Below are 25,468 nucleotides of genomic sequence, written 5' to 3' on the forward strand. Positions count from 1 at the left end.
CGACTCAGCCCGGGGCGACCGCGCTCCACGGCACGGTGAGCTCGCCGAGTCGCCAGCGCGCCCGGGTGCCGAGCACCGGATGGCCGGCGTCCACGAGCGCGGCGACCGCGGCGAGGAAACGCTGCGTCGCGCCGAACGTCGACAGCGGGGCCGCGCGCTCCCACTCCCGATCGAGGTCGGCGAGCAGCGCGTGGATCCGCTCGCCCGGCACGTTGTGGTGGATGAGGGCCTTCGGCAGCCGTTCCGCGACGATCGAGGGACGCTCCAGATCCGCGAGACGCAGCGAGATCGTGAGCCGCTGCGGCGTCCCGTCCGAATCCACGTCGACGAAGCTCGCGATCCGTCCGATCTCGTCGCAGGTGCCCTCCACGAGCAGCCCGCCGGGGGCGAGCCGCGAGGCCATCCGCCGCCACGCGTCGGGCACGTCGGCCTCGTCGTACTGGCGGAGCACGTTCATGGCGCGGATCACCGCCGGGCGCCGTCCGGCCGGCAGCGGCACCTCGAACCCCCCGCGCGCGAACGACACGTTCAGGTCGGCGGGGAAGTGCGCGGATCCGTCGCGCAGCTCGGCGAGCTGAGCCTGGGCGGTGGCGACGCGGGCCGGATCCAGCTCGAGTCCGAGCACCTCGGCGTCCGCGCGCACGCGCACCAGCCGCGCCGCGAGCTCGAACGCCGTCACGCCGCTCGCGCCGAAGCCGAGATCCACGACGAGCGGATCCGCTGCGCGCCGGAAGGCCGGCGAGGCGGCGATCCAGCGGTCGTTGCGGCGCAGCCGGTTGGTGCCGGTGGTGCCCCGGGTGGGACGGCCGAGCGGGGAGGACGCCATGCCTCCATCCTGCCGCGTTCGCGGCCGCCTCCGTTCGCCGGCGAGTCCGCGCCGGCCCGCGCCGGTCCGCGTCCGTGGCTCAGGGGCGGTTGCCGCCGCCGGGCGCGGATCCGGCGGTCGGCGCCGTCCGCGTGTCCACGCGCACGGTGAGGGTCGCGGTGTAGCCCGTGCCCGCATCGCCCGTCATCGCCGCGATCTGCAGCGCTCCGCCGTCGTCGCCGAACACGGTGTCGCTGGTGAGCGAGACCCGCGCCAGGTTCTGCGCCGACCCGTCGTAGCCGCTCGCGTACACGGCCTCGCAGGCGGCCTGGGGCAGGGCGAGCTGGGAGGTGGCGATTGCGTTCGACGCGTCGGTGATGGCGGCGGCGGTCGGGTACACCTCGAAGTGGATGTGCGGCCAGCGGCCCGAATAGCAGCCGGGGAAGACCGAGGTGAACGACACGCGGCCGTTCGCGTCGGCCACCTGCACGCCGCGCAGGTAGGTCTCGTTCTCGACACCCGAGGAGTACATCGAATACCTGCCCTGCTGATCGCAGTGCCAGGCGTAGACGGCGACGCCGGCGAACGGGGCGTCGCCGTTCGCCATGTCGAGGAGGTTGAGCGAGAACGTGAGCGGGACTCCTGCCGCCGTGGTGCCGCCGCCGATGCTGGAGCGGATGTCCTGGCGGATGATCCCGGAGTCCGTCAGCGCATCCGGGCCGTTCGAGCCGTCTCCGGGGAACGGGCCGGCCGTCTCGTCGGGGATCTCGGCGGCGGGGACCGCGGTCGTCGCCGCACTGGTTCCCGTCGGGCTCGGGGTGGTCGTCAGCGTGGGGGTCGGTGTGGCGGTGGCGCCGGACGCGATCGCGGGGGCGCAGGCCGCGAGCACCGCGCCGCCGGCACCGAGCCCGACCAGGCTCAGCACCATCCGCCGCGACATCAGGGTGCGGATGTCGAACGGCGCGCCCTGATCGACGACCTCCTCGTCCGGGCGGTCGAGCAGGCGGCCCTCGTAGGCCGGGCCGGCAGGGGTCTGTGTCGGGTCGGGGATGGCGCTCATGTCTGTATCCTGCCGAGCCGACTCGATCGGATCCTGTGCCCTTCCTATGCCCGCCATAAGGCGTGACCGTCATAAGGGGTCGCCTCGCTTCTGACCGGCACAGCGCACCTAATAGGCTGAGAGCATGACCCGCACTCTCATCCTGCTCCGCCACGGCCAGAGCGAGTGGAACGAACGCAACCTGTTCACCGGATGGGTGGACGTCCGCCTCAGCGAACAGGGACGCGACGAGGCCCGCCGCGGCGGTGAGCTGCTCGCCGAGTCGGGGATCCTGCCCGACGTGCTGCACACGTCGCTGCTCAGCCGCGCGATCCAGACCGCGGACATCGCCCTCGAAGCCGCCGACCGGCTCTGGATCCCGGTGACCCGCTCCTGGCGCCTCAACGAGCGTCACTACGGCGCCCTGCAGGGCAAGGACAAGGCCCAGACTCTGGAGGAGTTCGGCCCCGAGCAGTTCCAGCTGTGGCGCCGTTCCTTCGACGTGCCGCCGCCGCCCCTCGACGACGCGAGCGAGTTCAGCCAGGTGAACGACCCGCGTTACGCCGGCATCGACGGCGAGGTGCCGCGCACCGAGTCGCTCAAGCTCGTGATCGACCGGCTGCTGCCGTACTGGGCCGACGCGATCGTGCCCGACCTCGAGGCCGGCAAGACCGTGCTCGTCACCGCGCACGGCAACTCCCTGCGCGGTCTCGTGAAGCACCTCGACGGGATCAGCGACGGCGACATCGCCGAGCTGAACATCCCGACCGGGATACCGCTGGTCTACGAGCTCGACGAGAACAACGTGCCGACCGGCCCCGGCCGCTACCTCGACCCGGAGGCCGCCGCCGCCGGAGCCGCCGCGGTCGCGAACCAGGGCAAGAAGTAACGCCGCAGCCCCCTCGCACCGTCGAAGCCCCCCGGCAGCCACGCGGCTGCCGGGGGGCTTCGACGGTCAGAGGGGGCGTCGACGCGCGGGCTCAGGCGTGACCGGATCCGGCCTCGGCCTCGGCCTGCGCCTCGACGGCGAGAGCGATGTCCTCCTCGGCGACGGCCCAGTCGCCGGTGGCCAGGTAGACGACCTTCTTCGCGACGGCGACCGCGTGGTCGGCGAAGCGCTCGTGGTAGCGGCTGGCCAGGGTGGCGTCGACGGTCGCGCCGGCCTCGCCCTTCCAGTTGTCGCTGAGGACCTTGTCGAAGACGTTGGCGTGCAGCTCGTCCACGTCGTCGTCGGCGTTGCGGATCGTGTCGGCGTAGCGCAGGTCCTGCGTGCGCAGCAGCTCGGAGAGGGTGCGCGCGATCTCGACGTCCAGCTCTCCCATCCGCGTGAAAGTGCCCTTCAGGCCCTTCGGGATGGCACGCTCGGGGAACCGCAGCCGCGCGAGCTGCGCGATGTGCTCCGACATGTCGCCCATGCGCTCGAGCGAGGCGCTCACCCGCAGGGCGGTCACGACGATGCGCAGGTCGCGGGCGACCGGCTGCTGACGGGCCAGGATCTCGATCGCCTGCTCGTCGAGGGCGACCGCGAGCAGGTCGATCTTGGTGTCGTCGGCGATGACCTCCTCGGCCAGCGCGACGTCGCTGGTCGCGAACGAGCGGGTGGCCTTCTCGATCGACACGGCGACGAGGTCGGCGATCTCGACGAGCCGCGCCTGCAGGTCCTCGAGGGACTGGTGGAAGACTTCGCGCATGGCAGCGCACCTTTCGTTCTAGCGGCCCATTCGGTTCTGGCGGGTCCGAAACGCACGTCGTCGCGCAGAGTGAGCGCGGGACGATGCGTGTGCGTCATTCGTAGCACGCACGTGCTGATTGTCTTCGGCGAAGGTTAACAGCTGGTGCCACGCTCGTGAATAGTACCGCCGCGGGAGTGCGCTGCCCCTGGAATCCGGCGGGAGATGCGGGAAACGACCTCTACGCTGGAGAACATGGACAGCACTCTGCTCGCCCTGGTGCTGGGTGTGGTGATCGGCGCCGGCATCGCCGCGATGATCGCGCTCGCGTGGCGGGCCAGGATCTCCGCCCGCGCGGAGGCGTCCGCAGAACTGCCCGAAGGGCTCACCGATGTGCTGGCCGCGATGGATGACGCCGCATGCGCGGTGGATCCGTCGGGCATGGTCATCTCGGCCTCGTCGGCCGCGTCGCGGTTCGGGATCGCTCTCGGTTCGACGCTGGAGCACCCGGAGCTGCGTCAGCTGGTGCGGGCGGTGCGCCAGGGCGGCTCGGAGACGAGCACCTTCCGGCTCACGCAGGGCGGGCACAGCCTGATTCCGCGTCTGGTCGCGGTCAGGGCGAGCTGGATCGGGCCCCGGCTGAGCCTGCTCATCATCCGGGACGTGACCGAGCAGGAGCGCCTGGACCAGATGCGCACCGACTTCGTGGCGAACACCAGCCACGAGCTGAAGACCCCGGTGGGAGCGGTCAGCCTGCTCGCGGAGGCGATCGAGTCCGCGGCCGACGATCCTGCGCAGGTGCGAGCCTTCGCGACCCGGATCCAGGCCGAGGCGGCGCGGCTCGGCCAGCTCACCGGCCGGATCATGAGCCTGTCGCGGTTGCAGTCCGCGGACGGCCTGGGCGGGTTCGAAGCGGTCGCGATCGACGAGGTCGTCGCGACCAGCGTCGAGGCGCACGCCGTGCAGGCGGCCTCGGCCGGCGTCGAGCTGACCCGGGGCGGCGATCGCGGCGCCTGGGTGCGCGGTGACGGGCAGATCCTGATCGAGGCCGTCGGCAACCTCATCGCGAACGCCATCGTGTACTCGCCGCGCGGTTCGCGCGTCGGCGTCGGGGTGCGCACCGAGGACGGTGTGGTGGAGATCTCGGTGGCGGACCAGGGCATCGGCATCGACGAGTCCGATCGCGAGCGCATCTTCGAGCGCTTCTACCGCGCGGACGAGGCCCGCTCCCGCCGCACCGGCGGCACCGGGCTCGGCCTGTCCATCGTCAAGCACGCCACGCAGCGCCACGGCGGAGAGGTGCGGCTGTGGTCGCGTCCCGGCCGCGGATCCACCTTCACGATGCGCCTGCCGCAGATCCCCGCCCCGGAGGGCGATCCTCATGAGGGCCGGCGCAAGAAGAAGGACAAGAAGAGCAAGAAGGACAAGAAGAAGCGCGCGGCACTGCGCCAGGCCGCGCCCCGCCCGACGACCGCGGACGCCGTCCGCACCGATTCCGGAGAACTCGTATGACCCGCATCCTCCTCGTCGAAGACGAGCCAGATCTCGCCGACCCGCTCGCCTACCTGCTGCGCCGGGAGGGGTACGAGGTCGAGATCGCCGAGGACGGCCCGACGGCCCTGGCGCTGTTCCGCGAAAGCGGCCCCGACATCGTGCTGCTCGACCTGATGCTGCCGGGCATGCCGGGCACCGAGGTGTGCCGGCAGATCCGCACCACCTCGGCCGTGCCGATCATCATGCTCACCGCGAAGGACTCCGAGGTGGACATCGTGGTGGGACTGGAGCTCGGCGCCGACGACTACGTCACCAAGCCCTACTCCTCCCGGGAGCTGCTCGCCCGGATGCGTGCGGTGCTGCGCCGGGTCGTGCAGGCCGAAGAGGAGATCGACGAGCGGATCCTGGAGGGCGGCAGGGTCACGGTCGACCTCGATCGGCACACCGTCTCGGTGGACGGCGCCGTGATCAATATGCCGCTGAAGGAATTCGAACTGCTCGAGGTACTCATGCGCAATTCCGGCCGCGTGCTCACCCGCGGCCAGCTGATCGACCGGGTCTGGGGCAGCGACTACTTCGGCGACACCAAGACCCTGGACGTGCACATCAAGCGGATCCGCTCCCGGATCGAGCAGAACCCGTCGGAGCCGGTCATGCTCGTGACCGTCCGCGGCCTCGGCTACCGCTTCGAAGGCTGACCGCCCCTCACACGAGAAGAAGGCTCCCGGATCCGCATGGATCGGGGAGCCTTCTCGTCGTGTCGGCGGGTCAGCCGACCGGCGTCTCGCTGGGAGTCGGCGTCGGCTCGACCGCGGGGGCGACCGGGGTCTTCGTCGGGGTCGGCTGGGCCGTCGGCACCAGCGTCGAGTAGTAGTGCAGCGTGCCGTCGAGCACGGGGATGTCGTAGGTGATGCCCTGGGCGTCGCCGGACTGGAAGTAGACCTTGACGGTCGTGCCGGCCTTGGCGTCGATGCCCTCGAAGCGCAGCGGCTGCTCGGCGTCGCCGCCCAGGCTGACCGCCTTCTGGGCGGGGACGCGGACGCTCTGGCCCGCTCCCTCGCCGATGGTGATGTGGATGGTCGCCGCGGATGAGGTCGTGTTGACCAGACCGGCCACCAGGTTGCCGGTGGTGCCGGCCTTGTCGACGACGACGAAGGCGTTGCGCACCTCGATCGGGCCGCTCTTCGGCACGTTCGCGCCATCCGAGGCGGCGTAGTCGATGGTGGTCGCCTGCGGCGAGATCATCGAGCACCCTGTGGCGCCGACGATGATGAGGGCACTGAGGGCGATGGACGCAGCAAGGCGCGATTTCACGGTTCCTCCTGGAAGCTTCACGTGACGATCCAGGCTCCATTCTAGGGGCACGTGCCCACGGCCAGAGGATCGCCGCCGCCGGGCGCGCGGCAGTCCTGACATGCGGGGGAGAGGAGGTGCACGGTGCCCGGGGCGCGAACCTTAGCGCATGCCCGCTGTGGTATCCTGGAGGTTGCCGAAAGGACACGACTTTATGCTTTTTGAGGTTGGCGAGACCGTGGTCTATCCGCACCACGGCGCCGCGACGATCATCGAGGTCAAGGACCGCGTGATCAAGGGTGAGACCAAGAGATATCTGAAGCTGAACGTCACGCAGGGAGACCTCATCATCGAGGTGCCTGCGGAGAACGTCGACCTGGTCGGCGTGCGCGACGTGATCGGCCAGGAGGGCTTGGACCGGGTGTTCGAGGTGCTTCGCGCCCCGTTCACAGAGGAGCCGACCAACTGGTCGCGCCGCTACAAGGCGAACCTCGAGAAGCTCGCCTCGGGCGATGTGATCAAGGTGAGCGAGGTCGTCCGCGACCTGTGGCGTCGGGATCAGGACCGGGGACTCTCCGCAGGGGAGAAGCGCATGCTGGCCAAGGCCCGTCAGATCCTCACCTCCGAGCTCGCGCTCGCGGAGAAGACCGACGAGGAGAAGGCCGGCGTGATGCTCGACGAGGTTCTCGCCTCCTGAGTTCTGCTGAAGAAGGGGTGGCTGCCGTCGGGCAGCCACCCCTTCTTCGCGCCTGCGGGGGACGGATCCTGCGTGTCGCTCAGATCGAGCGCTGGTAGGAGTGGATCGCCCGCAGCGCCCAGGCGAACGCGAGCGCGGCCAGCAGGGCGAGGCCTCCCACCTGCCACCATCCGGCGTCGGGGTAGGCGTTGCCGAGACCCCCGCGCCCGAGCTCGACGGCCCAGGTCATCGGGTTCCACCGGGCCACGTTCTGCACCCACTCCGGCATCGCGGTCGCCGGCATCATCGTGGTCGACAGGAACGTCGCCGGAAGCACGATCAGCTGGGACAGGCTGATCAGCGCGATCTGGCTGCGCGCGATGAGCGCGACGGCCGTCGAGGCGCAGCAGAACACGGTCGCGAGCAGCGTGGCCACGCCCAGCGCGACCAGCATGCCGCCAGCACCGCCGGGGTAGCGCGCTCCGCCGAGCCAGCCGATCCCGAGCACCACGAGCGACTGCAGCACGGTGATCGCGAGCTGCTGCAGCAGCTGTCCCGCGATGATCGCCGACCGCTGCAGCGGCGAGGTGAGGTACTGATCCATCACGCCGGACGCGATGTCGTCGATGTAGCCGGTGCCGGCCCAGGCGCCGGAGTACAGCACCGTCATCATCAGGATCCCCGGCACGAGGTAGTCGATGTACCCGTGCCCGCCGAACTGCGGCAGCGATCCCAGCGTGCGGAACACCTGGCCGAACAGCAGGATCCAGATGACCGGCTGGATGAGGCTCATCACCGGACCCCACGCCTGGCGGATCGAGACGATCGACCAGCGCCGCAGCACCTGGCCGGTCTGCGTGAACCAGCCGGGCCGGGCGGGGACGGCGATGGCGGGAGACGGGGAGAGGGCGATCGCGTTCATGCCGCGACTCCTTCCGTGAGGGCGGGCGCGGGAGCGTCGCCGAACGAGTGGCCGACGAAATGCAGGTACACGTCGTCGAGGGTGGGGTGGGACGCGGCGACCTGCCCGTAGCGGATCGCGGCGCCGTCGAGGGCGGCGATGACCGCGCCGACCGCGGAGGCCGCGTCGTCGGTGCGGGCGACGAGCAGACCGTCGACGCCCGCGGCCTCGACGAGCACGTCGCGAAGGCCGGGCACGACCGACACCGCGGCGCGCACCGCGATCGGGTCGGGCTCGATGAGGGTGACGCGCACGGCGTCGCCGTGCAGCGCCGCCTTGAGCTGTTCCGGCGTGCCCTGCGCGACCGCCTGCCCGCGGTTGACCAGGAGCAGCTCATCCGCGAGGCGATCGGCCTCCTCCATGTAGTGCGTGGTGAGCACGACCGTGAGCGCCTCCTCGCCCGACAGCCGTCGGATCTCGGCCCACATGGCCGCGCGCGCCTCGGGATCGAGGCCCGTCGTCGGCTCGTCGAGGAAGATCACCTGCGGGCGGTGCACGAGCGCCGTCGCGACGTCGAGGCGCCGGCGCATGCCTCCGGAGAAGGTGCGGACAGGGCGCCGGGCCGCGTCGGCGAGCCCGAACTCGGCGAGCAGTCGCGCGGTGCGGGATCTGGCCTCGGCGCTGCCGAGGCCGCGCATGCGGCCGGCGATCTCGAGGTTCTCCGTCGCGGTGAGGTTCGGATCCGTCCCCGTGCCCTGCGAGACGTACCCGATCGCGGCGCGCACCGCGCCGGCGCCCGTCGACACGTCGTGCCCGGCCACGCGGGCCCGGCCGGACGTCGGCCGGGACAGGGTGGTGAGGATCTTGGTCGTGGTCGACTTGCCGGCGCCGTTCGGGCCGAGCAAGCCGAACACGCGTCCGGCCGGGACGGTGAAGCTGAGGCCGTCGAGGGCGCGGACTGCGGGCCTGCGGCCGCGGCTGCGGTACTCCTTCACGAGATCGTCGACGACGATGGCGTCGTCCGGGGTATGAGGTTGTGCGGGCATGACAAGCATCCCTTCCGTTCTGAGGGTCTTCTTCTGCGTGTGGGGGAGGGCGGATCAGGATCGTCCCGGATCCGCCGGACCGGTCAGCGGCGGTCGCCGTCGCGCGGTGCGTAGAGCATGCGGGCCAGGAGCAGCATCATCGCGGCGAATCCGCCGACGAACGCCACCGGCGCCCACCACCAGCCCGCGGTGAACACGAGCACGACCATGACGGCGAGGGTGACGAACCAGAGGACCGCCGTGTAGATGCCGAAGCGCGCGGCCGATTCCGGATCCGTCTCGAAGCGGTTCGGCGGCATGTGCGTCGCGGCCCCGCGCAGCCAGGCCTTGTGCCGGTTCGTCTGCGTCGCGCCGAGATAAGAGAACAGCGCGATCGCCGCGACCAGCAGCGCCGCCGCGAGGATCACCAGCCACAGCTGCCCCGGAGCGAGCGCGAAGGCTCCGCCGAAGCCGAGGGCGAGCAGGGTGCCGCCCGTGGCCAGGCCGAATCCGATCGCGCGCGGCGACGGCAGCGGGTGGTTCGCCGTGGTCTCCTGCAGGAGCGCATCGGCCGTGACGACACCGAGGGCGAGTGCGACCACGGCACCAAGGGCGGCGACCGCGACGGGAGACGCGGGGTGGGTCAGCAGGATCACGAGCGCGATTCCGATCAGCCCGGCGAAGGCGAGCAGGCTCAGCAGCACCGTGCGCACCACGAACCAGGGACCGGGACGAACCCGGTTGCGGGCGCTGAGCGCCTCCCAGCCCTCGGCCGGCGCGGGGGCGTCCTCCTCCAGCAGGGCGCGCACATCGCCGAGCTCGGCGACTGCCCTGCGTGCCGCATCGTGAGGGGACGCGCCCGCGGCGACCAACTCCTCGACCTGGGCGGCGAGGTTCGCGCGGATCTCCTCCTTCAGGTCCTGTGCGGCCGGGGTCATCTCGATCCCGGCGAAGGCCTCGTCCAGGAGGCGGTGGATGTCCGTGTTCATGTCCTCAGTCCTTCGCGTCCAGAAGCGTGTCGATCACGCGGCGGGTGGCGATCCACGCCGCCACATTGCGCCGGTACACCGCGCGGCCTGCGTCGGTGATCCGGTAGTACTTGCGACGGCCGCCCTGGGTCTCGTCGCCCCAGTACGATTCCGCGAGGCCGTCCTTCTCGAGACGCCGGTAGGTCGCGTACAGGGTGGCCTCCTTGATCTCGTGGTCGCCTCCGGTGGCGTCCCGGATCGCCTTGTAGATCTCGAAGCCGTAGCGATCTCCTGTGCGCAGCATCCCGAGCACGATCGTGTCGGTGTGCCCCCGCAGGAGGTCCGCGGAGAAGGCGTCATCGTTCATGTCAAGTACTGTATCAGATCAAGTATTGGTTCACGCAAGTATCAATTCGAGATTCTCCGGAACCGGGGAGCGCGGGGCTGGCGCTAACGTGAGAGCGTGACCGCCGTCCCCTCACCCCCGCCTCCGGCCCGCGTCGCCGTGATCGTCGTGGCCGCCGGATCCGGCACGCGCCTCGCGGCGGGGGCACCCAAGGCCTTCGTCGACATCGACGGTCGCGCGATCCTGCAGCACGCGCTCGACGCCGTGTACGCCGCCGAGCCCGCACGGGTCGTCATCGTGGTGCCGGTCGGATTCGCCGAGGAGGCCGTGCGGATGGCCGCGGCGCGCGGTGCACGCGTGGTGCACGGCGGCGAGACGCGTCAGCGGTCCGTGGCGGCCGGGCTCGCCGCGATCCCGGACGACGTCGACATCGTCCTCGTGCACGACGCCGCGCGCGCGCTCACCCCTGCCGCCCAGTTCGCCGCAGTGGCCGCCGCCGTCGAGCCCGGCGTCGGCGTGATCCCCGCGCTGGGGGTGGTCGACACGCTCAAGCGCGTGCAGGGCGGTCAAGTGCTGGCTCCGGTGGATCGCTCGGAACTCGTCGCCGCGCAGACCCCGCAGGGGTTCCTGCGCACCGAACTCGTCGCCGCGTATGCGGAGGCGGACCGGCAGGGCGTCGAGTACACCGACGATGCCGCCCTCTTCGCCGCGGCCGGGGGAGCGGTGCGCTTCGTCACCGGATCCGACGAGGCCTTCAAGATCACCACGCCGCACGACCTGGAGCGCGCCCGCATGATCCTCTCCGCCGCAGAGTCCGTCGTTCCCCGCATCGGCATCGGCACCGACGTGCACGCGTTCGCGAGCGGAGGGACGCTCCGCCTCGCCGGTCTGGACTGGCCGGGAGAGCCGGCGCTGGAGGGGCACTCCGACGGCGACGCCGTCGTCCACGCGATCGTGGACGCGCTGCTGGGGGCCGCCGGACTCGGCGACATCGGGCAGCATTTCGGCACGGCGCACCCCGAGTACGCGGGCGCGCACGGCGACGTGTTCCTCGCCCGCACCGCCGCGATCCTCGCTGACGCCGGTTTCGCGATCGGCAACGTCTCGGTGCAGTTCCAGGGCAACCGCCCGCGGTTCAGCCCCCGCCGCGCCGAGGCCGAGAAGGCGCTGTCTGCAGCCCTCGGCGGCGCTCCGGTCGCGGTGTCCGCCACGACCACCGACGGCCTGGGCTTCCCCGGCCGGGGCGAGGGGATCGCGGTCACGGCTGTGGCTCTCGTGCACGCGATCGCGCACAGCTGAACCGGCAACCGTAGGGATCCTCCGGATCCGGATCCGTCCGGCCCGGCACATGCTTACGCTGATCTGAGCGGCCACCCGCCGCGTTGATCAGTCGTCGTAGAGAGGCCATGTCATGCGCGCACTCGTCCACTCCTCCTTCGGAGATCCCGCCGAGGTCCTGTCGGTCCAGGAGGTGCCGCTGCCCGCGCCGGGACCCGGTCAGGTGCGGCTGAGGGTGCTGCTCGCGACCGTGCACAACCATGACCTGCTCACGGTGCGCGGCCTGTACGGCTACAAGCCCGAGCTGCCCGCCCGCTCCGGCACGGAGGCCGTCGGCGTGATCGACGCCGTGGGCGACGGCGTCGACGAGGCGCTCCTGGGCCGCCGGGTCACGGTCGCCGGCGCGTTCGGCGCCTGGTCCGAGTACGTGCTGGCTTCGGCCGCCGGACTCATCCCGGTGCCCGACGACATCCCGGACGAGCAGGCAGCGCAGCTCGGATCGATGCCGTTCAGCGCGATCAGCGTGCTCGACTCGCTCGGCCTGGCGCCGGGGGACTGGATGATCCAGAACGCCGGGAACGGCGCGGTCGGCCGCATGGTCGCCCAGCTGGCCGCCGCCCGCGGCGTGCATGCGGTCAGTCTGGTGCGCCGCGCCGAGGGGATCGCCGAGCTCGCCGCGCAGGGTGTCGAGAACGTCGTGGCGACCGACGCCGCGGACTGGCAGGATCAGGTGCGCGCCCTCACCGGCGGGGCGTCGATCCGTGCCGGCATCGACTCGGTCGGCGGCGAGGCCAGCGGCCAGATCGCCACGATGCTCGGCGAGGGCGGCCTGATGGTCGTCTTCGGCGCGATGCAGTCGGCCACGATGCAGATCTCCTCGGGCGACGTCATCTTCAAGCAGCTCGTGGTGCGCGGCTTCTGGGGATCCAAGGTCGCGGCGGCCATGCCGGCCGAGCAGCGCGGCGTGCTGTCCGGAGAGCTGCTGCAGCGGCTGCGCGACGGCGTGCTCACCCTCCCGGTCGCGGCCGTGCTGCCGTTCGATCGCGTCGCGGAGGCCTCGGAGGGCAACCTGCGCGCCGGGCGCGAGGGCAAGATCCTGCTGCGACCCTGAGGGGTCCCGGACCTCGGTGTTCTCGGAGCACCGCCCCGGTAGTCTTGAGCGGTGACGATCCGGCTCCACGACTCACGCGCACAGGAACAGCGCGACTTCGTCCCGCTCGACCCCTCGAACGTGACGATCTACGTGTGCGGACCCACCGTGCAGTCCGGCCCGCACATCGGGCACGTGCGCGCGGCGCTGAGCTTCGACCTGCTGCGGCGCTGGCTGCAGCGCCGGTACGAACGGGTCACGTTCGTGCGCAACGTCACCGACATCGACGACAAGATCCTCGCGAACGAGACCGACGCCGAGACCTGGTGGGCGCTCGCCTATCGTATGGAGCAGGAGTTCTCGGCCGCGTACGCGGCGGTCGGGATCCTTCCGCCGACCTACGAACCGCGCGCGACCGCCTCGATCCCGCAGATGCAGGAGCTCATCGCGCGACTCGTCGAGCGGGGTCATGCCTACCCGGCTGAGGACGGATCCGGCGACGTCTACTTCGACGTGCGCTCCTGGCCGGCCTACGGCGAGCTCACCCGCCAGTCCCTCGACGCGATGGAGGCGGCGGAGGACGCCGATCCGCGCGGCAAACGCAGCCCGCAGGACTTCGCGCTGTGGAAGGGTGCCAAGCCCGGCGAGCCGGCCGACGCGACCTGGGATTCGTCCTGGGGCGCGGGGCGGCCCGGCTGGCACATCGAGTGCTCGGCCATGGCGCGGCGCTATCTCGGCGCGGAGTTCGACATCCACGGGGGCGGGCTCGACCTGCGCTTCCCGCATCACGAGAACGAGCTGGCCCAGTCCACCGCGGCCGGTGACGGCTTCGCCCGGTACTGGATGCACAACGGCCTGGTCACCGTGAACGGGCAGAAGATGTCCAAGTCGCTGGGCAACTTCACCCTCGCCGCCGACGTGCTCGCGCGGCACGACCCGCTCGTGGTCCGTTATGCGCTCGCCGCCGCGCACTACCGCTCCAGCCTCGATCTGTCCGAGGCGTCGTGGACGGAGGCGGAAGCCGCGCTCGGGCGGATCCGGACGTTCCTGGAACGTGCGGAACGAGCCGTCGAGAGCGAAGGATCGATGCCGGATCCGTCCCTTCCCGCTGCTTTCGCGAGCGCGATGGACGACGATCTCGGCGTGCCGCAGGCGCTCGCGGTGCTCCACGAGACCGTCCGGGCCGGCAACGCGGCCCTCGACCGCGGTGACGCGGACGAGGGCCGCTCCGCGCGGAGCGCCGTCGAGGCGATGACCGATGTCCTCGGCATCAATCCGCTCGCGCCGGAATGGCGCGCGACCGGATCCGACACGAAGACCACCACCGTCCTGGACGCCCTTGTCCAGGCGATGATCACGCAGCGCGCCCAGGCGCGCGCCGACAAGGACTGGCCCGCCGCCGACCGCATCCGCGATGCGATCTCGGCGGCCGGCATCACCCTGGAGGATTCTCCAGACGGAACTCATTGGAGCATCGATGGCTAAGCCGAGCCGCCCCGGAGCGGGCAACAGCAAGAAGAAGGGCGCCCTGAAGGGCACAGGCGGCAACGGCCGCAAGGCCCTCGAGGGACGGGGCAACACCCCGAAGGCCGAGGATCGGTCCTGGCACGTCGCCGGCAAGCGCAAGGCCGCTCAGGAGCGCTACGCCGCGGCCGGCGGCAAGGGCCGTCCCGGGCAGAAGCCGCAGAACGGCACCTCGGGTCGACGGGGGCCGTCGTCGGCGACCTCGACCGACACCGAGACCGTCACCGGGCGCAACTCGGTGCTCGAGGCGCTGCGCACGAAGATCCCCGCGACCACGCTCTACATCGCCCAGCGCGTGGAGATGGACGACCGCGTCAAGGAGATGCTGGCGATCGCCCGGCACCGGGACATCCCCGTGCTCGAGGTCACCCGTCAGGAGCTCGACCGCATGGCCGGCTTCGACGGCGTGCACCAGGGCGTCGCCCTCAAGGTCCCGCCGTACGAGTACGCGCACCCGCAGGACCTGCTCGAGCAGGTGATCGACCGCGGTGAGATTCCGCTGTTCGTGGCGCTGGACGGCATCACCGATCCGCGCAACCTCGGGGCGATCATCCGCTCCACCGGCGCGTTCGGCGGGCACGGCGTGATCCTGCCGCAGCGCCGTTCGGCGAGTGTGAACTCGGCCGCCTGGAAGACGAGCGCGGGCGCCGCCGCGCGCATTCCCGTGGCGCTCGCTTCGAACCTCACCCGCCAGCTCTCCGAGTTCAAGAAGCAGGGCGTGTTCGTGCTGGGGCTGGACGGCGGCGGCGAGGTCTCCCTCCCCGCGCTGGAGCTCGCGGATCGTCCTGTGGTGATCGTCGTCGGTTCCGAGGGCAAGGGGCTGTCGCGCCTGGTCACCGAGACCTGCGACCAGATCGTCTCGATCCCGATCAACGCCGCCACCGAGTCGCTGAACGCCGGGATCGCGGCGTCGGTGGCGCTGTACCAGGTCTCCACGGTTCGCGCCGCGAAGGGCTGACCGACAGCGCACCGGGCTGGCTTCCGAGCGCACGATGACGCCGGATCCTGCGGATGCGGAATAGCCGCGCCCGCAGGATCCTTGCACCTCCCGTACCCAGTCAAGGAACGGAAGGAACGCGCATGGCTCGCATCATCGTCATCGGAGGCACCGGCTATGCCGGCGGTCACATCGCCGCGGAGGCCGCCTCGCGCGGGCACGAGGTCGTCTCGGTGTCTCGCAAGGAGCCGGAGAACCGGATCGACGGCGTCGAGTACGTGCAGGGGAACGTCCTGGACGCGGCGTCCCTCGCGGAGAGCTTCGACGGCGCCGACGCGGTCGTGTCGGCGATCTCCCCCCGCGGCGACATGACGGATTCCGGCCTGGATGCGGTGCGCGCGCTCACGGACGCGCTGACCGGCACGCCGACGCGGCTCGGTGTCGTCGGCGGCGCGATGGGCAGCCTCAGTGCCCCGGGCGGCCCGCGCCTGTGGGACCTGGGCGTGCCGGAGGAATACCGCCACGAGGCAAAGTTCGGGATCGACGCGCTCGAGATCCTGCAGGATTCCGCAGACGACCTCGACTGGTTCTACGTGCACCCGCCGAAGGAGTTCGGCGCCTGGGTGCCCGGCGAGCGCACGGGCGCCTACCGCGACGGCGGCGACGTCGTCGTCGAGGACGCCGACGGCAAGTCCTACATCTCCGGCGCCGACTACGCCGTCGCGGTCGTCGACGAGATCGAGAACGCGCAGCACCGCCGCGAACGCTTCACCGTCGGCTACTGACCCGTCCCCCCCTCCCCCCCGAGATCCGTCCGTGACCGCGAGACTGCATCTCCGCGGCGAGACTGCAGCCCGTGGGCGCAGTCTCGCCGCCCAGATGCCGTCTCGCGGGTAAAGGGGGCTCAGACGAGGTCGCGCCAGTCGACGTCGGGATCCTCGTCGTTGAGGGGGACGGATCCGGTGATCACGGGCAGCGACATGGTCTCGGTGGGCGGGCCCATGATCGTGGCCTCGTCGCGGCGGTGCCGCAGCACGTCGTTGATGTACGAGGTGAGCACCTCGGCGAGCGGGACCGAGCGGTCCTCGCTCTGAGACATGTACCAGCGGTGCTCGAGCACCTGATGGAAGACCTCTGCCGGCTCGAGCTTGGCGCGCAGGTCGTACGGGATCGCGCGGATCACCGGCTCGAACACGCGGGTGAGCCACTCGTGCGCGTACATCTCCTCGTCGGCCCAGTGCTTCGTGGAGCGGGCGCGGAACTCGTCGAGATCGTTCAGCAGCCTCCTGGCCTGGTTCTCCTCGACGTCGAGCCCGGTCAGCCGGATCAGCCGACGCTGGTGGTGCCCCGCGTCGACGACCTTGGGCTCGATCTCCACGCGCGTCCCGCCCGCAGTGGTCTGGATCGACATCTCGCCGATGTCGAAGCCGAGCGCGTTGAGCTTCTCGACCCGCTCCGTGATCCGCCATGCCTCCCCGGCCGCGAAGGATTCGTGCTCCGTGAGCGCCGCCCACAGGGATCGGTAGGACGACACGATCCCGTCGGCGATCGCCACGGCATCGACGCCGTGCTCCAGGCGTCCGCCCGCGGCGAGGTCCATGATCTCGCCGGCGATGTTCGTGCGGGCCAGATCCAGGTCGTAGGCGCGCTGCCCGTCGGTGAGGCCGGTTTCGTGCAGCTCGCCCGTCTCGGCGTCGACGAGATAGGCGGCGAATGCCCCCGCATCGCGACGGAACAGTGCGTTCGACAGCGACACGTCGCCCCAGTAGAAGCCGACGTTGTGCAGCCGCACCAGCAGCAGCGCGAGGGCGTCGACGAGACGGGTCGCCGTGTCGGGCCGCAGCACGCGCGTGAACAGCGCGCGGTACGGCATGGAGAAGCGCAGGTGCGAGGTGACCAGAGCTGCCGGCAGATCCTCGCCGCGCTCATCCACCCGGCCGGCGATCACCGCCACCCGGGACACGCAGGGCACGTCCAGGCGGGCCAGGTTGCCGAGCATCTCGTACTCGCGCCGGGCCATCTCCGCCGTGGTCTCCTTGACGGCGACGACGGATCCGGACAGATCGGCGAACCGCACCAGGTGCCGGGAGAGTCCCTTCGGCAGCGACACGATCACGTTCGACGGCCACTTGGCCAGCGGCTGCGACCACGGCAGGGAGAGCAGTGCGGGATCCACCGCGCTCGCGGTGATGGTCAGCGCGTCCTTCATCGATGCTCCTGGGTGGCCGGCGGGGGAGACGACGACGCGGCACGAGGGAGAACCCCCGCGCCGCGTCGCTGGATCGGATCGCGTGATCCGGATCCGGTGGGATCAGGAAACCGAGATCGGCTTCGCGTTCAGGCGCTCGCCCGTCTCGAGGTCGAAGGCGTGCGCGTGGCCGGGGTTGGCGGCCAGCGTGACGGTCTCGCCCGCGTTCGGGTGGTTGCGGCCGTCGACGCGCGCGACGAGGTCGGCGCGCTTGCCGCCGATGTCGGTGTGGCCGTAGAGGTAGCCGTCGGCGCCGAGCTCCTCGACGAGGTCGACCGTGACCGAGAGGCCCTTGCCGTCTGCGGGGCCGACGGTGATGTCCTCGGGGCGCACGCCCACGGTGACCTGCGAGCCGTTGGCGCGGCCGACGGTGTCGCGGTCGAGCGGGACGACCTCGGTGCCGAAGTGCACACCGCCGTCGGCGAGGTCCGCGGTGAACAGGTTCATCGCGGGGGATCCGATGAAGCCGGCGACGAAGACGTTGCTCGGGTTCTCGTACAGGTCGCGCGGGCTGCCGACCTGCTGGAGCAGACCGTCCTTGAGCACCGCGATGCGGTCGCCCATGGTCAGGGCCTCGGTCTGGTCGTGGGTGACGTAGACCGTGGTGACGCCCAGGCGACGCTGCAGCGACGCGATCTGGGTGCGGGTCTGCACGCGGAGCTTGGCGTCGAGGTTCGACAGCGGCTCGTCCATGAGGAACACCTGCGGCTGGCGGACGATCGCGCGGCCCATGGCGACGCGCTGACGCTGACCACCGGAGAGCGCCTTCGGCTTGCGGGTGAGGTACGGCTCCAGGTCGAGCAGCTTCGCGGCCTCGAGGACGCGCTGGGCGCGCTCGTCCTTGCCGATGCCGGCGATCTTGAGCGCGAAGCCCATGTTCTCGGCGACGGTCATGTGCGGGTACAGCGCGTAGTTCTGGAACACCATCGCGATGTCACGGTCCTTCGGCGGGACGTCGGTCACGTCGCGGTCGCCGATCAGGATGCGGCCGTCGTTGACCTCTTCGAGGCCGGCCAGCATGCGCAGGGACGTCGACTTTCCGCAACCGGAGGGGCCGACCAGAACCAGGAACTCGCCATCGGCGATCTCGATGTTCAGCTTGTCGACCGCGGGGCGCGTGCCTCCCGGGTAGAGCCGGGTGGCTTCGTCAAAGGTCACAGTTGCCATTGTCTTCTCCTTCACCGGCAGGTACGTGCCGGACGATCCGTTGTGAGGAAGCGACGGGGTGAGCCGCCGTGGCCCTTCATCGGGCCGGGATCAGTATGACATGCCCGACTGGGGGGCGTCCACAGCGACGGTGAAGCGCTTTCCCGGGCCCGCCCCTTGACGGACGCCCGCCCTCCGGCGATGCGTGGCGGTTCGCAGGATCCGGCCAGCGCCCGTCTGGGCATTTCTCAGCCTGCCTGACTAGCATCGAACCGTGCCGCGCTGCGCGTACTCGCCGTGGCGCTCAGGGGATGCCCGTCCCCGGGAATCAAGAGGAACGATGTCGAGCGACGAAACGCCGAACGTCCCCACGCAGCCGCACTCCCGTGCGGCCGTGAGGGAGAAAGCCCAGCAGGTCAGCGCCCAGCAGTCCCGCGCCCGGATCCTCCGTCGCGTGATCATCGGCGTGATCGCGATCGTCGTCGTCGGCGCCGCCGGCGGTGCCGTCGCCTGGGCGGTCGGCGCTGCCGTGTCGAAGCCGTCGACGACTCCTTCGAACCTGCACGACGACGGTGTCGTCGTGACCAAGGCCGATCTGGCCGAGGCGCGGAAGGCGTCCGCACCGACCGCCTCCCCGACGCCCAGCACGGCAGGAACGCCGACCGCGCCCGCGTCGCCGACGCCGTCGCCCACCGCCACGGCCGGATCCGTCGACGTCCACATCTACGTCGACTACCTCTCGCCGGGCGCGGGCGAGTTCGAGCGCGCGAACGCGAAGCAGCTCGCCACCTGGGTCGAACAGGACGCGGCGACGGTCACCTATCACCCGGTCGCGCTGCTGACGGCGAACTCCAACGGCACCAAGTACTCCCTGCGCGCCGCTTCCGCGGCCGCATGCGTCGCCTCCCTGCAGCCCGACGCGTTCTACGCGTACAACCACGCGCTGCTCACCGACCAGCCCAAGCTCGACAGCGACGGCAAGACCGACGCGGAGCTCGCCGACCTCGCCACCTCGAGCGGCGTGAAGGACGCGAAGGCCCTGAAGGACTGCATCGCCGGGACGACCTACGCCTCCTGGGTCAAGGATGCCACGTCGCGGGCTGCGGAGGGACCGCTGCCGGGATCGAAGAAGCTCGTGCTGACCGGCGCCCCCACGATCGTGGTCAACGGCCAGGCGTACGCCGGCTCGCTCACCGACGCCGCCGAGTTCTCGCAGTTCGTGCTCTCCGTCGCCAGCGACGCCTACTACGGCACTCCGGCCCCCACCGCGATCCCGACGCCGACGGTCACGCCGACACCCTGACCGGCATCGCCCGGCGCAGGATCCGCCTCCGCGTCCGCCTCCGCGCGCACGGAGGCGCGGCTCGGGATTGCTACGCTGGGAGCGGCCCTCGGGCCACTCCTCGCCTCCTTAGCTCATCTGGTAGAGCAGCGGCCTTGTAAACCGCAGGTGGCCGGTTCGAGTCCGGCAGGAGGCTCTGTTCTCGTTCACGGCGCGCTCGGCATCGCCGTGGCCACCACCCCACCGGTCGCGTCGGACGACGCCAGCAGCGCCTCGGTCATGAGGTCGCTCGTCGCCGCTCCCGCCAGCCAGTCGGCGGCGAAGGCCGGAGGGATCAACACCGGCGAGCGGTCGTGGATCCCGGCCAGACGCTCGGGCGCGGGCTGCATCACGATCGAGTAGCAGGTGAACCAGGATCCGTCCTCGGTGCGACCGCGCTGCGTCACCGCCGCCATGCCGAAGAGGGAGCCGGCGAGGCCGAACTCGTGCCACACACCCGCCGGCTTCTGCATCTCGAACCAGCGCGTCGCGGGCACGATCGCGCGGCCGCGCAGCCCGCCCGGCCGCTCCTGCAGGCGCTCCGATCGCGTGTTGATGGAGGGGAAGCGCGACGGCCTGCCGTCGATCAGATATCCCCACCAGCCGAGCTCGAGCGTCGGCGCCGTCTCACCGGGCAGCACGATCGGGTTGAGGTTGCGCAGGTTCCGCCCGGTCGGACGCAGCGTCTCATCGGCGTTGCGACGCGCCCACGCGCGGATCCCCTCCAGGAGGAGGTCATCGGCCTCCTCGATGAGCTGCTGATCGCTGAAACGCGGATCCAGTCCGTAGCTCGCACACATGCGTGCAGGGTACAGCCCGGCGCCGACACGGATACGAGCACTTTGCCCATAGTTCTACTTGGTTATAGATAACCATCGCATAACCGCTTGATAATGAGGTCAAAGTGCGTTTATATATATCCGAACGGTCATAGTGTCATTGGACGAAGGGGTCATCGTGAAAGCCGACTACCCGCTGCTCGGGGTTCTCGCTCGCGAGCCGATGAGCGGCTACGGACTCTCGAGATGGCTCGAGAACGAAGGGCAATTCCTCGGGCGCAAGCCGAGCATGACGCCGATCTACCGAGCACTCGCCGATCTTGCGGACCGGGGCTGGATAGAGGCGACCACGGTGCACAGCGCCACGGGGCCGGATGCCAAGCTCTACCGCCTCACCTCCGACGGGCGCGCGGCGCTGGTCGCCTGGGCGCACGAGCCGTTCACCCCCGCGGATCGCCCGATGGCGCCGGACTTCATCGTGCGCCTGAACTTCGCCGGACAGCTCGGACCGGACGTGGCGCTGCGGCTCGTGGAGACAGAGCTCGACTTCCGCATCGCTCAGCGCGCCGCCGAGGAAGGCCCCCATCAGTCGAGCCCGCAGGATCCGATCCCGGAGATCTCCCCGGCCTGGCTCGCGCGGCTCGGCTTCATCTCGCACAGTCGCGGATGGCAGTCGACCTCGCTGTACATCGGGTGGCTGGAGGCGCTGAAGGCCGAACTCGCGTACATCCTCGCCCAAGAGCACTACCCCGTCGCCGAACGACCTCGCCCGGAAGGGGCCATCCGATGAGCAACCCCGTCACGACAGCGCCGTCTCCGGACGGCTCACGCACGAGCGCTCTCACCGTCCCACGACGTCAGGCGCGCAGCCGATCCGTCCTCGTGCTCAGCGTGTGCTCGGTGGTGGGTGGCATCGCGATCTGGTGGATCCTCTCACTGCTGAACCAGGCGACGCTTCCCGGGCCGCCGGCGGTCATCGCGAAGTTCGTCGAGTTGATCGGGAACGGCACCCTTCTGCCCGACATCGGCGCGAGCCTCACGCGCGTGCTGATCGGGTTCGCGATCGGAAGCGGCCTGGCCATCCCCGTCGGCTTCCTGATGGGCTGGTACACGTCGGCGCGCGCGATCATGGAGCCCTGGACGCAGTTCTTCCGCGTGATCCCGCCGCTCGCGATCATCCCGCTGGCGATCGTGCTGATGGGGATCGGCGAAGTGCCGAAGATCTTCGTCATCACGCTGGCCGCGTTCCTGGTCTCTGTCGTCGCGACGTTCCAGGGCGTGCTCAACGTCGACAAGACGCTCATCAACGCGGGACGCGTGCTCGGCGCGAAGGACTTCACGATCTTCCGCCGCATCGTCGTTCCCGCCTCGCTCCCGTTCATCATGGTCGGGCTGCGTCAGGGCCTCGGTGCGGCGTGGGCGACCCTCGTCGCCGCGGAACTGATCGCAGCCTCGGTAGGGATCGGGTACCGGATGCAGCAGGCGCAGATCTACTACGACCTGCCGACGATCTTCGTCGGCCTGGTCACCATCGGGGTGCTCGGTCTCCTCATGGACCGGATCATCCTCTGGGCGGACAAGAAGCTCACGAGCTGGCAGGAGAGGCGATGACCATGCAGAACTCCACACCGACGTCGGACGCACCCGCGGAGGCGAAGATCCACTTCGATCACGTGCGCGCGGTCTTCGACCTCAAGGGCGAGCCGTTCGTGGCGCTCGACGACTTCGATCTGACGATCGGCGCCAATGAGTTCGTCACGGTGGTCGGGCCTTCCGGATGCGGCAAGTCGACGGCCATGAACGCCGCCGCCGGCCTGCTCGCGCCGACCGCCGGCACCGTGCGCGTGGACGGTCAGCCCGTGACGGCCCCCGGCCCCGAGCGGGGCGTGATCTTCCAGCAGTATGCGCTCTTCCCATGGCTGACCGTGCGGCAGAACGTCGAATTCGGACTCGAGCTCATGCACATGCCGAAGTCGCGGCGTCGCGAGATCAGTGACCGCATGCTTGCCCTGACCGGGCTGGAGGGCTTCGCCGATGCCCTGCCGAAGAACCTCTCCGGCGGCATGAAGCAACGGTGCGCCATCGCGCGCGCCTATGCCGTGAACCCCTCGATCCTGCTCATGGATGAGCCGTTCGGCGCGCTGGACGCGCTCACGCGCGTCCGCATGCAGGAACAGCTCCTGGACACCTGGGCGCAGGAGAAGCGCACCGTGATGTTCATCACGCACGACGTCGACGAGGCCGTGTACCTCGCGAACAGGGTGATCGTCATGGCCGCCCGCCCCGGACGGATCCACCGGATCATCGACGTCGACCTCCCGTATCCCCGGACCGAGGAGATCCGGCTCTCGACGCGGTTCACGGAGCTGCGCAACGAGGTCTGGAACGCCGTCTACCACCAGCACCCCGCGATCTCGAAAGGATCACAGCAATGAAGCTCTCCCACCGCGGCCTCGTCGCAGCACTCGTCGGCGCCGTCGCCCTCGTCTCCCTCACCGCCTGCAGCGGTTCATCGACCGGCGGCGGCGGCTCCGCCGCCAGCTCTGCGCAGCCGATCCATGTCAACGTCGGCTACAACGGCGACGGCAACGGCGCCATGCTCGAGGCGATCGCCGAGAAGCAGGGCATCTGGAAGAAGCACGGGCTCGACGTCTCCGCCAAGCAGTTCACGAACGGACCGCTGCAGATCCAGGCGCTCGGCACCGGCGACCTCGACTTCGGGTTCATCGGCCCCGGCGCGCTGTGGCTGCCGATGAGCGGCAAGGCGAAGATCGTCGCGATCGAGGCCCTCGGCACGGCGGATCGCGTGATCGCCCAGAAGGGCATCACCTCCATGAAGGACTTGAAGGGCAAGACCGTCGGCGTGCCGGAGGGCACGAGCGGCGACATGCTCCTGAGTCTGGCGCTCGCCAACGCTGGGATGTCCGCCACGGACATCAAGAAGGTCGCGATGGATGCCCCCACGGCCATCGCCGCCTTCACCGCCGGTCAGATCGACGCCGCCGCCATCTGGTATCCGTTCGTCGACCAGATCAAGCAGCACAAGCCCGACATGGTCGAGGTGGCGAAGTCCGCGGACTTCCCCGATCTCGCCTTCCCGTCCTCGATCGTCGCCGGCAACGACATCGCGAGCAAGCCCGAGATGCTGAAGCGCTACCAGGCGGGGATCAAGGAAGCCATGACCTGGGCCGCCGCGCACAAGTCGGAGCTCCCGCAGCTGCTCTCCACGTTCCTGAAGGCACCGCTGGAGAGCGTGAAGAGCGAATTCGCGTACGTCGACGTCCAGCCGCCGAAGAACCTCATCGAGAAGTGGGACTCCGGCATCGCGCCGAAATGGTTCGAGAACCTCAACTCGGAGTTCATCCGGATGAAGAAGCTCGACAAGGCGGTCGACCCGCACACGTACATCCTCTTCGAGGAGTACAAGAAGGCATGACTCGGCCCAACCTGGTCTTCATCCTGGTCGACGACCACGCCCCGCACGCGATCTCCGCGTACGGCAGCGTCGTCAACACCACACCGAACATCGATCGGCTTGCGACCGAGGGTGCGGTGCTCGATGCGATGTTCTGCACGAACTCCATCTGCACGCCGTCGCGCGCATCGATCCTCACCGGCACGTACAGTCACGTCAACGGGGTGCCCGGCATCTTCACCGAGATGGACTACCGGGTGCCGACGTTCGTCGACGTGCTGCACGGCGAGGGCTACGCGACGGCGCTGTTCGGGAAATGGCACCTCGGCGAGTCGGAGTCCGCGCACCCGCGCGGGTTCGACGAGTGGCTGGTCTTCCCCGGCCAGGGCGAGTACAACGATCCGCGCATGATCGGACCGGACGGCGAGGTGACGATGTCGGGCTATGCGACCGACATCGTCACCGACCTGTCGCTGGACTGGCTCGATCGTCGTGAGGGCGATCAGCCGTTCGCGCTGTTCGTGCACCACAAGGCGCCGCACTCCCCGTGGGTGCCGGATCCGAAGCACAAGGATCTGTACCCGGTCGGGACGATCCCGGAGCCGGCGACCCTGCACGATCAGCATGAGACCCTCGGATCCTGGGTCTCCCGGACTACGATGTCGGTCGCGGACGACCTCACCGAGGAGTACGTGCCGGACATCGTCCCGGAGGAGCTGCTCGGCGCGGACAAACGCGAGGAGCGCGCGAGCTGGAAGTACCAGCGGTACATGCGCAACTATCTGCAGTGCATCCACTCGATCGATGAGAACGTCGCGCGCGTTCTCGACCGCCTCGACGAGACCGGCGAGACGGAGAACACGATCGTCGTGTACTGCTCGGATCAGGGGTTCTTCCTCGGAGACCACGGCTGGTTCGACAAGCGGCTGATGTTCGAGCAGTCCCTGCAGATGCCGGTCCTGCTCCGGTGGCCCGAGGGGATCCGCCCGGGTGCCAGGGTTGCCGAGATCGTCACCAACATCGATTTCGCGGCGACTCTGCTCGAACTCTGCGGCTTCCCCGCGATCGACGCTCTGCCGACGTCGCAGGGCACGAGCTTTGCGCCGCTGCTGCGCGGGGAGCAGGTGTCCGGCTGGGCAGAATCGATGTACTACCGGTACTGGGAGCACGACGATCCGAACCACCACGTGCCCGCCCACTACGGCGTGCGCACGAAGACGCACAAGCTGATCTGTTACTACAACGACGGCCTGGGTGTGCCCGGATCGAGCGAGCAGACCTATCCGATCGAATGGGAGCTGTTCGACCTTGTCGTCGACCCGGCGGAGCTGTGCAATGTCATCGACGATGCGACTTACGCCGAGGTGCTGATCGAGTTGCGGGCCGAGCTGGCGCGACTGCAGGAGCACTACGGAGACCGGCCTTATGAAGGTCCGGGTACTCCGCACCCGCAGTGGGCGGAAGGCTTCCAGCAGTTCTCGTGAAGCGCGGCGGCGCCTCGGCCGGCACGTCG

26 protein-coding genes and 1 tRNA gene are annotated in these 25,468 nt (G+C 70.0%); 16 read left to right on the forward strand and 11 right to left on the reverse strand.

Annotated features, from left to right (window positions below; all coding sequences use genetic code 11):
* Positions 1–4: 4 nt before the first annotated feature.
* Both ABD882_RS11455 and ABD882_RS11460 read right to left on the reverse strand, forming a co-directional pair.
* Positions 5–826, reverse strand: a complete 822-nt coding sequence (locus ABD882_RS11455) for a class I SAM-dependent methyltransferase (protein WP_345187053.1) — start codon at positions 824–826, stop codon at positions 5–7.
* 79 nt (positions 827–905) lie between these two features.
* Complete coding sequence (locus ABD882_RS11460; RefSeq protein ID WP_345187054.1) at positions 906–1,865, reverse strand: intradiol ring-cleavage dioxygenase; 960 nt, start codon at positions 1,863–1,865, stop codon at positions 906–908.
* 124 nt (positions 1,866–1,989) lie between these two features.
* Between ABD882_RS11460 and ABD882_RS11465 the strand changes: the two genes are divergently transcribed.
* The gene (locus ABD882_RS11465; RefSeq protein ID WP_345187055.1) at positions 1,990–2,733 is read left to right on the forward strand and encodes a phosphoglyceromutase; all 744 of its coding nucleotides are present in this window, start codon (positions 1,990–1,992) and stop codon (positions 2,731–2,733) included.
* Positions 2,734–2,824: 91 nt separating this feature from the next.
* Here the strand turns inward: ABD882_RS11465 and phoU are convergent, their stop codons facing one another.
* Positions 2,825–3,535 carry a phosphate signaling complex protein PhoU gene (gene phoU, locus ABD882_RS11470; protein WP_345187056.1) on the reverse strand — a complete coding sequence of 237 codons (711 nt, stop codon included), beginning with the start codon at positions 3,533–3,535 and terminating at the stop codon, positions 2,825–2,827.
* 234 nt (positions 3,536–3,769) lie between these two features.
* Here phoU and ABD882_RS11475 point away from each other — a divergent pair, with 234 nt between their 5' ends.
* Together ABD882_RS11475 and ABD882_RS11480 are read left to right on the forward strand one after the other, a co-directional pair.
* On the forward strand, positions 3,770–5,026 hold the full coding sequence (locus ABD882_RS11475) for a sensor histidine kinase (RefSeq protein WP_345187058.1): 1,257 nt from the start codon (positions 3,770–3,772) through the stop codon (positions 5,024–5,026).
* Entirely contained in the window at positions 5,023–5,706 is a 684-nt protein-coding gene (locus tag ABD882_RS11480) for a response regulator (RefSeq protein ID WP_345187060.1), read from the forward strand. The genes ABD882_RS11475 and ABD882_RS11480 overlap by 4 nt, the downstream gene beginning before the upstream one ends.
* Before the next feature lie 70 nt (positions 5,707–5,776).
* On the opposite strand, the gene ABD882_RS11485 is transcribed toward ABD882_RS11480, so the two are convergent.
* Positions 5,777–6,322 carry a DNA modification methylase gene (locus ABD882_RS11485; RefSeq protein WP_345187062.1) on the reverse strand — a complete coding sequence of 182 codons (546 nt, stop codon included), beginning with the start codon at positions 6,320–6,322 and terminating at the stop codon, positions 5,777–5,779.
* Between the two features lie 193 nt (positions 6,323–6,515).
* Here ABD882_RS11485 and ABD882_RS11490 point away from each other — a divergent pair, with 193 nt between their 5' ends.
* Positions 6,516–6,998, forward strand: a complete 483-nt coding sequence (locus tag ABD882_RS11490; RefSeq protein WP_345187064.1) for a CarD family transcriptional regulator — start codon at positions 6,516–6,518, stop codon at positions 6,996–6,998.
* Between the two features lie 79 nt (positions 6,999–7,077).
* Here the strand turns inward: ABD882_RS11490 and ABD882_RS11495 are convergent, their stop codons facing one another.
* The 4 genes from ABD882_RS11495 to ABD882_RS11510 form a co-directional block, all read right to left on the reverse strand.
* Positions 7,078–7,899, reverse strand: coding sequence for an ABC transporter permease (locus tag ABD882_RS11495; protein WP_345187066.1), 822 nt, complete (start codon positions 7,897–7,899; stop codon positions 7,078–7,080).
* Positions 7,896–8,924, reverse strand: a complete 1,029-nt coding sequence (locus ABD882_RS11500; RefSeq protein ID WP_345187068.1) for an ABC transporter ATP-binding protein — start codon at positions 8,922–8,924, stop codon at positions 7,896–7,898. The genes ABD882_RS11495 and ABD882_RS11500 overlap by 4 nt, the downstream gene beginning before the upstream one ends.
* A gap of 83 nt (positions 8,925–9,007) precedes the next feature.
* Positions 9,008–9,892, reverse strand: coding sequence for a permease prefix domain 1-containing protein (locus ABD882_RS11505; RefSeq protein ID WP_345187070.1), 885 nt, complete (start codon positions 9,890–9,892; stop codon positions 9,008–9,010).
* Positions 9,893–9,896: 4 nt separating this feature from the next.
* Complete coding sequence (locus ABD882_RS11510) at positions 9,897–10,238, reverse strand: PadR family transcriptional regulator (protein WP_345187072.1); 342 nt, start codon at positions 10,236–10,238, stop codon at positions 9,897–9,899.
* Positions 10,239–10,334: 96 nt separating this feature from the next.
* Between ABD882_RS11510 and ispD the strand changes: the two genes are divergently transcribed.
* The 5 genes from ispD to ABD882_RS11535 all read left to right on the forward strand — a co-directional run bounded on the left by ispD (position 10,335) and on the right by ABD882_RS11535 (position 15,831).
* Positions 10,335–11,516 (forward strand): 2-C-methyl-D-erythritol 4-phosphate cytidylyltransferase, encoded by a 1,182-nt coding sequence (gene ispD, locus ABD882_RS11515; protein ID WP_345187074.1) that lies wholly within the window; start codon positions 10,335–10,337, stop codon positions 11,514–11,516.
* A 112-nt stretch (positions 11,517–11,628) separates the two neighbouring features.
* Positions 11,629–12,606 (forward strand): zinc-binding dehydrogenase, encoded by a 978-nt coding sequence (locus ABD882_RS11520; RefSeq protein ID WP_345187075.1) that lies wholly within the window; start codon positions 11,629–11,631, stop codon positions 12,604–12,606.
* A 51-nt stretch (positions 12,607–12,657) separates the two neighbouring features.
* A complete protein-coding gene (gene cysS, locus ABD882_RS11525) occupies positions 12,658–14,070 on the forward strand; it encodes a cysteine--tRNA ligase (RefSeq protein ID WP_345187077.1) in 1,413 nt (470 codons plus the stop codon).
* On the forward strand, positions 14,063–15,067 hold the full coding sequence (gene rlmB, locus ABD882_RS11530; RefSeq protein WP_345187079.1) for a 23S rRNA (guanosine(2251)-2'-O)-methyltransferase RlmB: 1,005 nt from the start codon (positions 14,063–14,065) through the stop codon (positions 15,065–15,067). The genes cysS and rlmB overlap by 8 nt, the downstream gene beginning before the upstream one ends.
* A gap of 122 nt (positions 15,068–15,189) precedes the next feature.
* The gene (locus ABD882_RS11535) at positions 15,190–15,831 is read left to right on the forward strand and encodes an NAD(P)-dependent oxidoreductase (RefSeq protein ID WP_345187080.1); all 642 of its coding nucleotides are present in this window, start codon (positions 15,190–15,192) and stop codon (positions 15,829–15,831) included.
* A 119-nt stretch (positions 15,832–15,950) separates the two neighbouring features.
* Here the strand turns inward: ABD882_RS11535 and ABD882_RS11540 are convergent, their stop codons facing one another.
* Together ABD882_RS11540 and ABD882_RS11545 are read right to left on the reverse strand one after the other, a co-directional pair.
* Positions 15,951–17,255 carry a DUF4032 domain-containing protein gene (locus tag ABD882_RS11540; RefSeq protein WP_345187081.1) on the reverse strand — a complete coding sequence of 435 codons (1,305 nt, stop codon included), beginning with the start codon at positions 17,253–17,255 and terminating at the stop codon, positions 15,951–15,953.
* A 102-nt stretch (positions 17,256–17,357) separates the two neighbouring features.
* Positions 17,358–18,461, reverse strand: a complete 1,104-nt coding sequence (locus ABD882_RS11545; RefSeq protein ID WP_345187084.1) for an ABC transporter ATP-binding protein — start codon at positions 18,459–18,461, stop codon at positions 17,358–17,360.
* 319 nt (positions 18,462–18,780) lie between these two features.
* On the opposite strand from ABD882_RS11545, the gene ABD882_RS11550 reads away from it, so the two are divergent.
* Both ABD882_RS11550 and ABD882_RS11555 read left to right on the forward strand, forming a co-directional pair.
* On the forward strand, positions 18,781–19,743 hold the full coding sequence (locus tag ABD882_RS11550) for a DsbA family protein (protein WP_345187086.1): 963 nt from the start codon (positions 18,781–18,783) through the stop codon (positions 19,741–19,743).
* Positions 19,744–19,845: 102 nt separating this feature from the next.
* Positions 19,846–19,918: transfer RNA gene (locus ABD882_RS11555), tRNA-Thr, on the forward strand.
* 10 nt (positions 19,919–19,928) lie between these two features.
* Here the strand turns inward: ABD882_RS11555 and ABD882_RS11560 are convergent.
* On the reverse strand, positions 19,929–20,561 hold the full coding sequence (locus ABD882_RS11560; protein ID WP_345187087.1) for an SOS response-associated peptidase family protein: 633 nt from the start codon (positions 20,559–20,561) through the stop codon (positions 19,929–19,931).
* A 157-nt stretch (positions 20,562–20,718) separates the two neighbouring features.
* On the opposite strand from ABD882_RS11560, the gene ABD882_RS11565 reads away from it, so the two are divergent.
* Genes ABD882_RS11565 through ABD882_RS11585 form a run of 5 tightly spaced genes read left to right on the forward strand, consistent with a single transcriptional unit; the run spans position 20,719 to position 25,439 of the window.
* Positions 20,719–21,330 carry a PadR family transcriptional regulator gene (locus ABD882_RS11565; protein WP_345187089.1) on the forward strand — a complete coding sequence of 204 codons (612 nt, stop codon included), beginning with the start codon at positions 20,719–20,721 and terminating at the stop codon, positions 21,328–21,330.
* Entirely contained in the window at positions 21,327–22,151 is an 825-nt protein-coding gene (locus ABD882_RS11570) for an ABC transporter permease (protein WP_345187091.1), read from the forward strand. The genes ABD882_RS11565 and ABD882_RS11570 overlap by 4 nt, the downstream gene beginning before the upstream one ends.
* Positions 22,148–22,975, forward strand: a complete 828-nt coding sequence (locus tag ABD882_RS11575) for an ABC transporter ATP-binding protein (RefSeq protein WP_345187092.1) — start codon at positions 22,148–22,150, stop codon at positions 22,973–22,975. Before ABD882_RS11570 ends, ABD882_RS11575 begins: the two co-directional genes overlap by 4 nt.
* Entirely contained in the window at positions 22,972–23,976 is a 1,005-nt protein-coding gene (locus ABD882_RS11580) for an aliphatic sulfonate ABC transporter substrate-binding protein (RefSeq protein ID WP_345187094.1), read from the forward strand. Before ABD882_RS11575 ends, ABD882_RS11580 begins: the two co-directional genes overlap by 4 nt.
* A complete protein-coding gene (locus ABD882_RS11585; protein WP_345187096.1) occupies positions 23,973–25,439 on the forward strand; it encodes a sulfatase family protein in 1,467 nt (488 codons plus the stop codon). The genes ABD882_RS11580 and ABD882_RS11585 overlap by 4 nt, the downstream gene beginning before the upstream one ends.
* Positions 25,440–25,468 lie beyond the last annotated feature (29 nt).

This window comes from Microbacterium panaciterrae, assembly GCF_039541635.1.
GTDB lineage: Bacteria > Actinomycetota > Actinomycetes > Actinomycetales > Microbacteriaceae > Microbacterium > Microbacterium panaciterrae.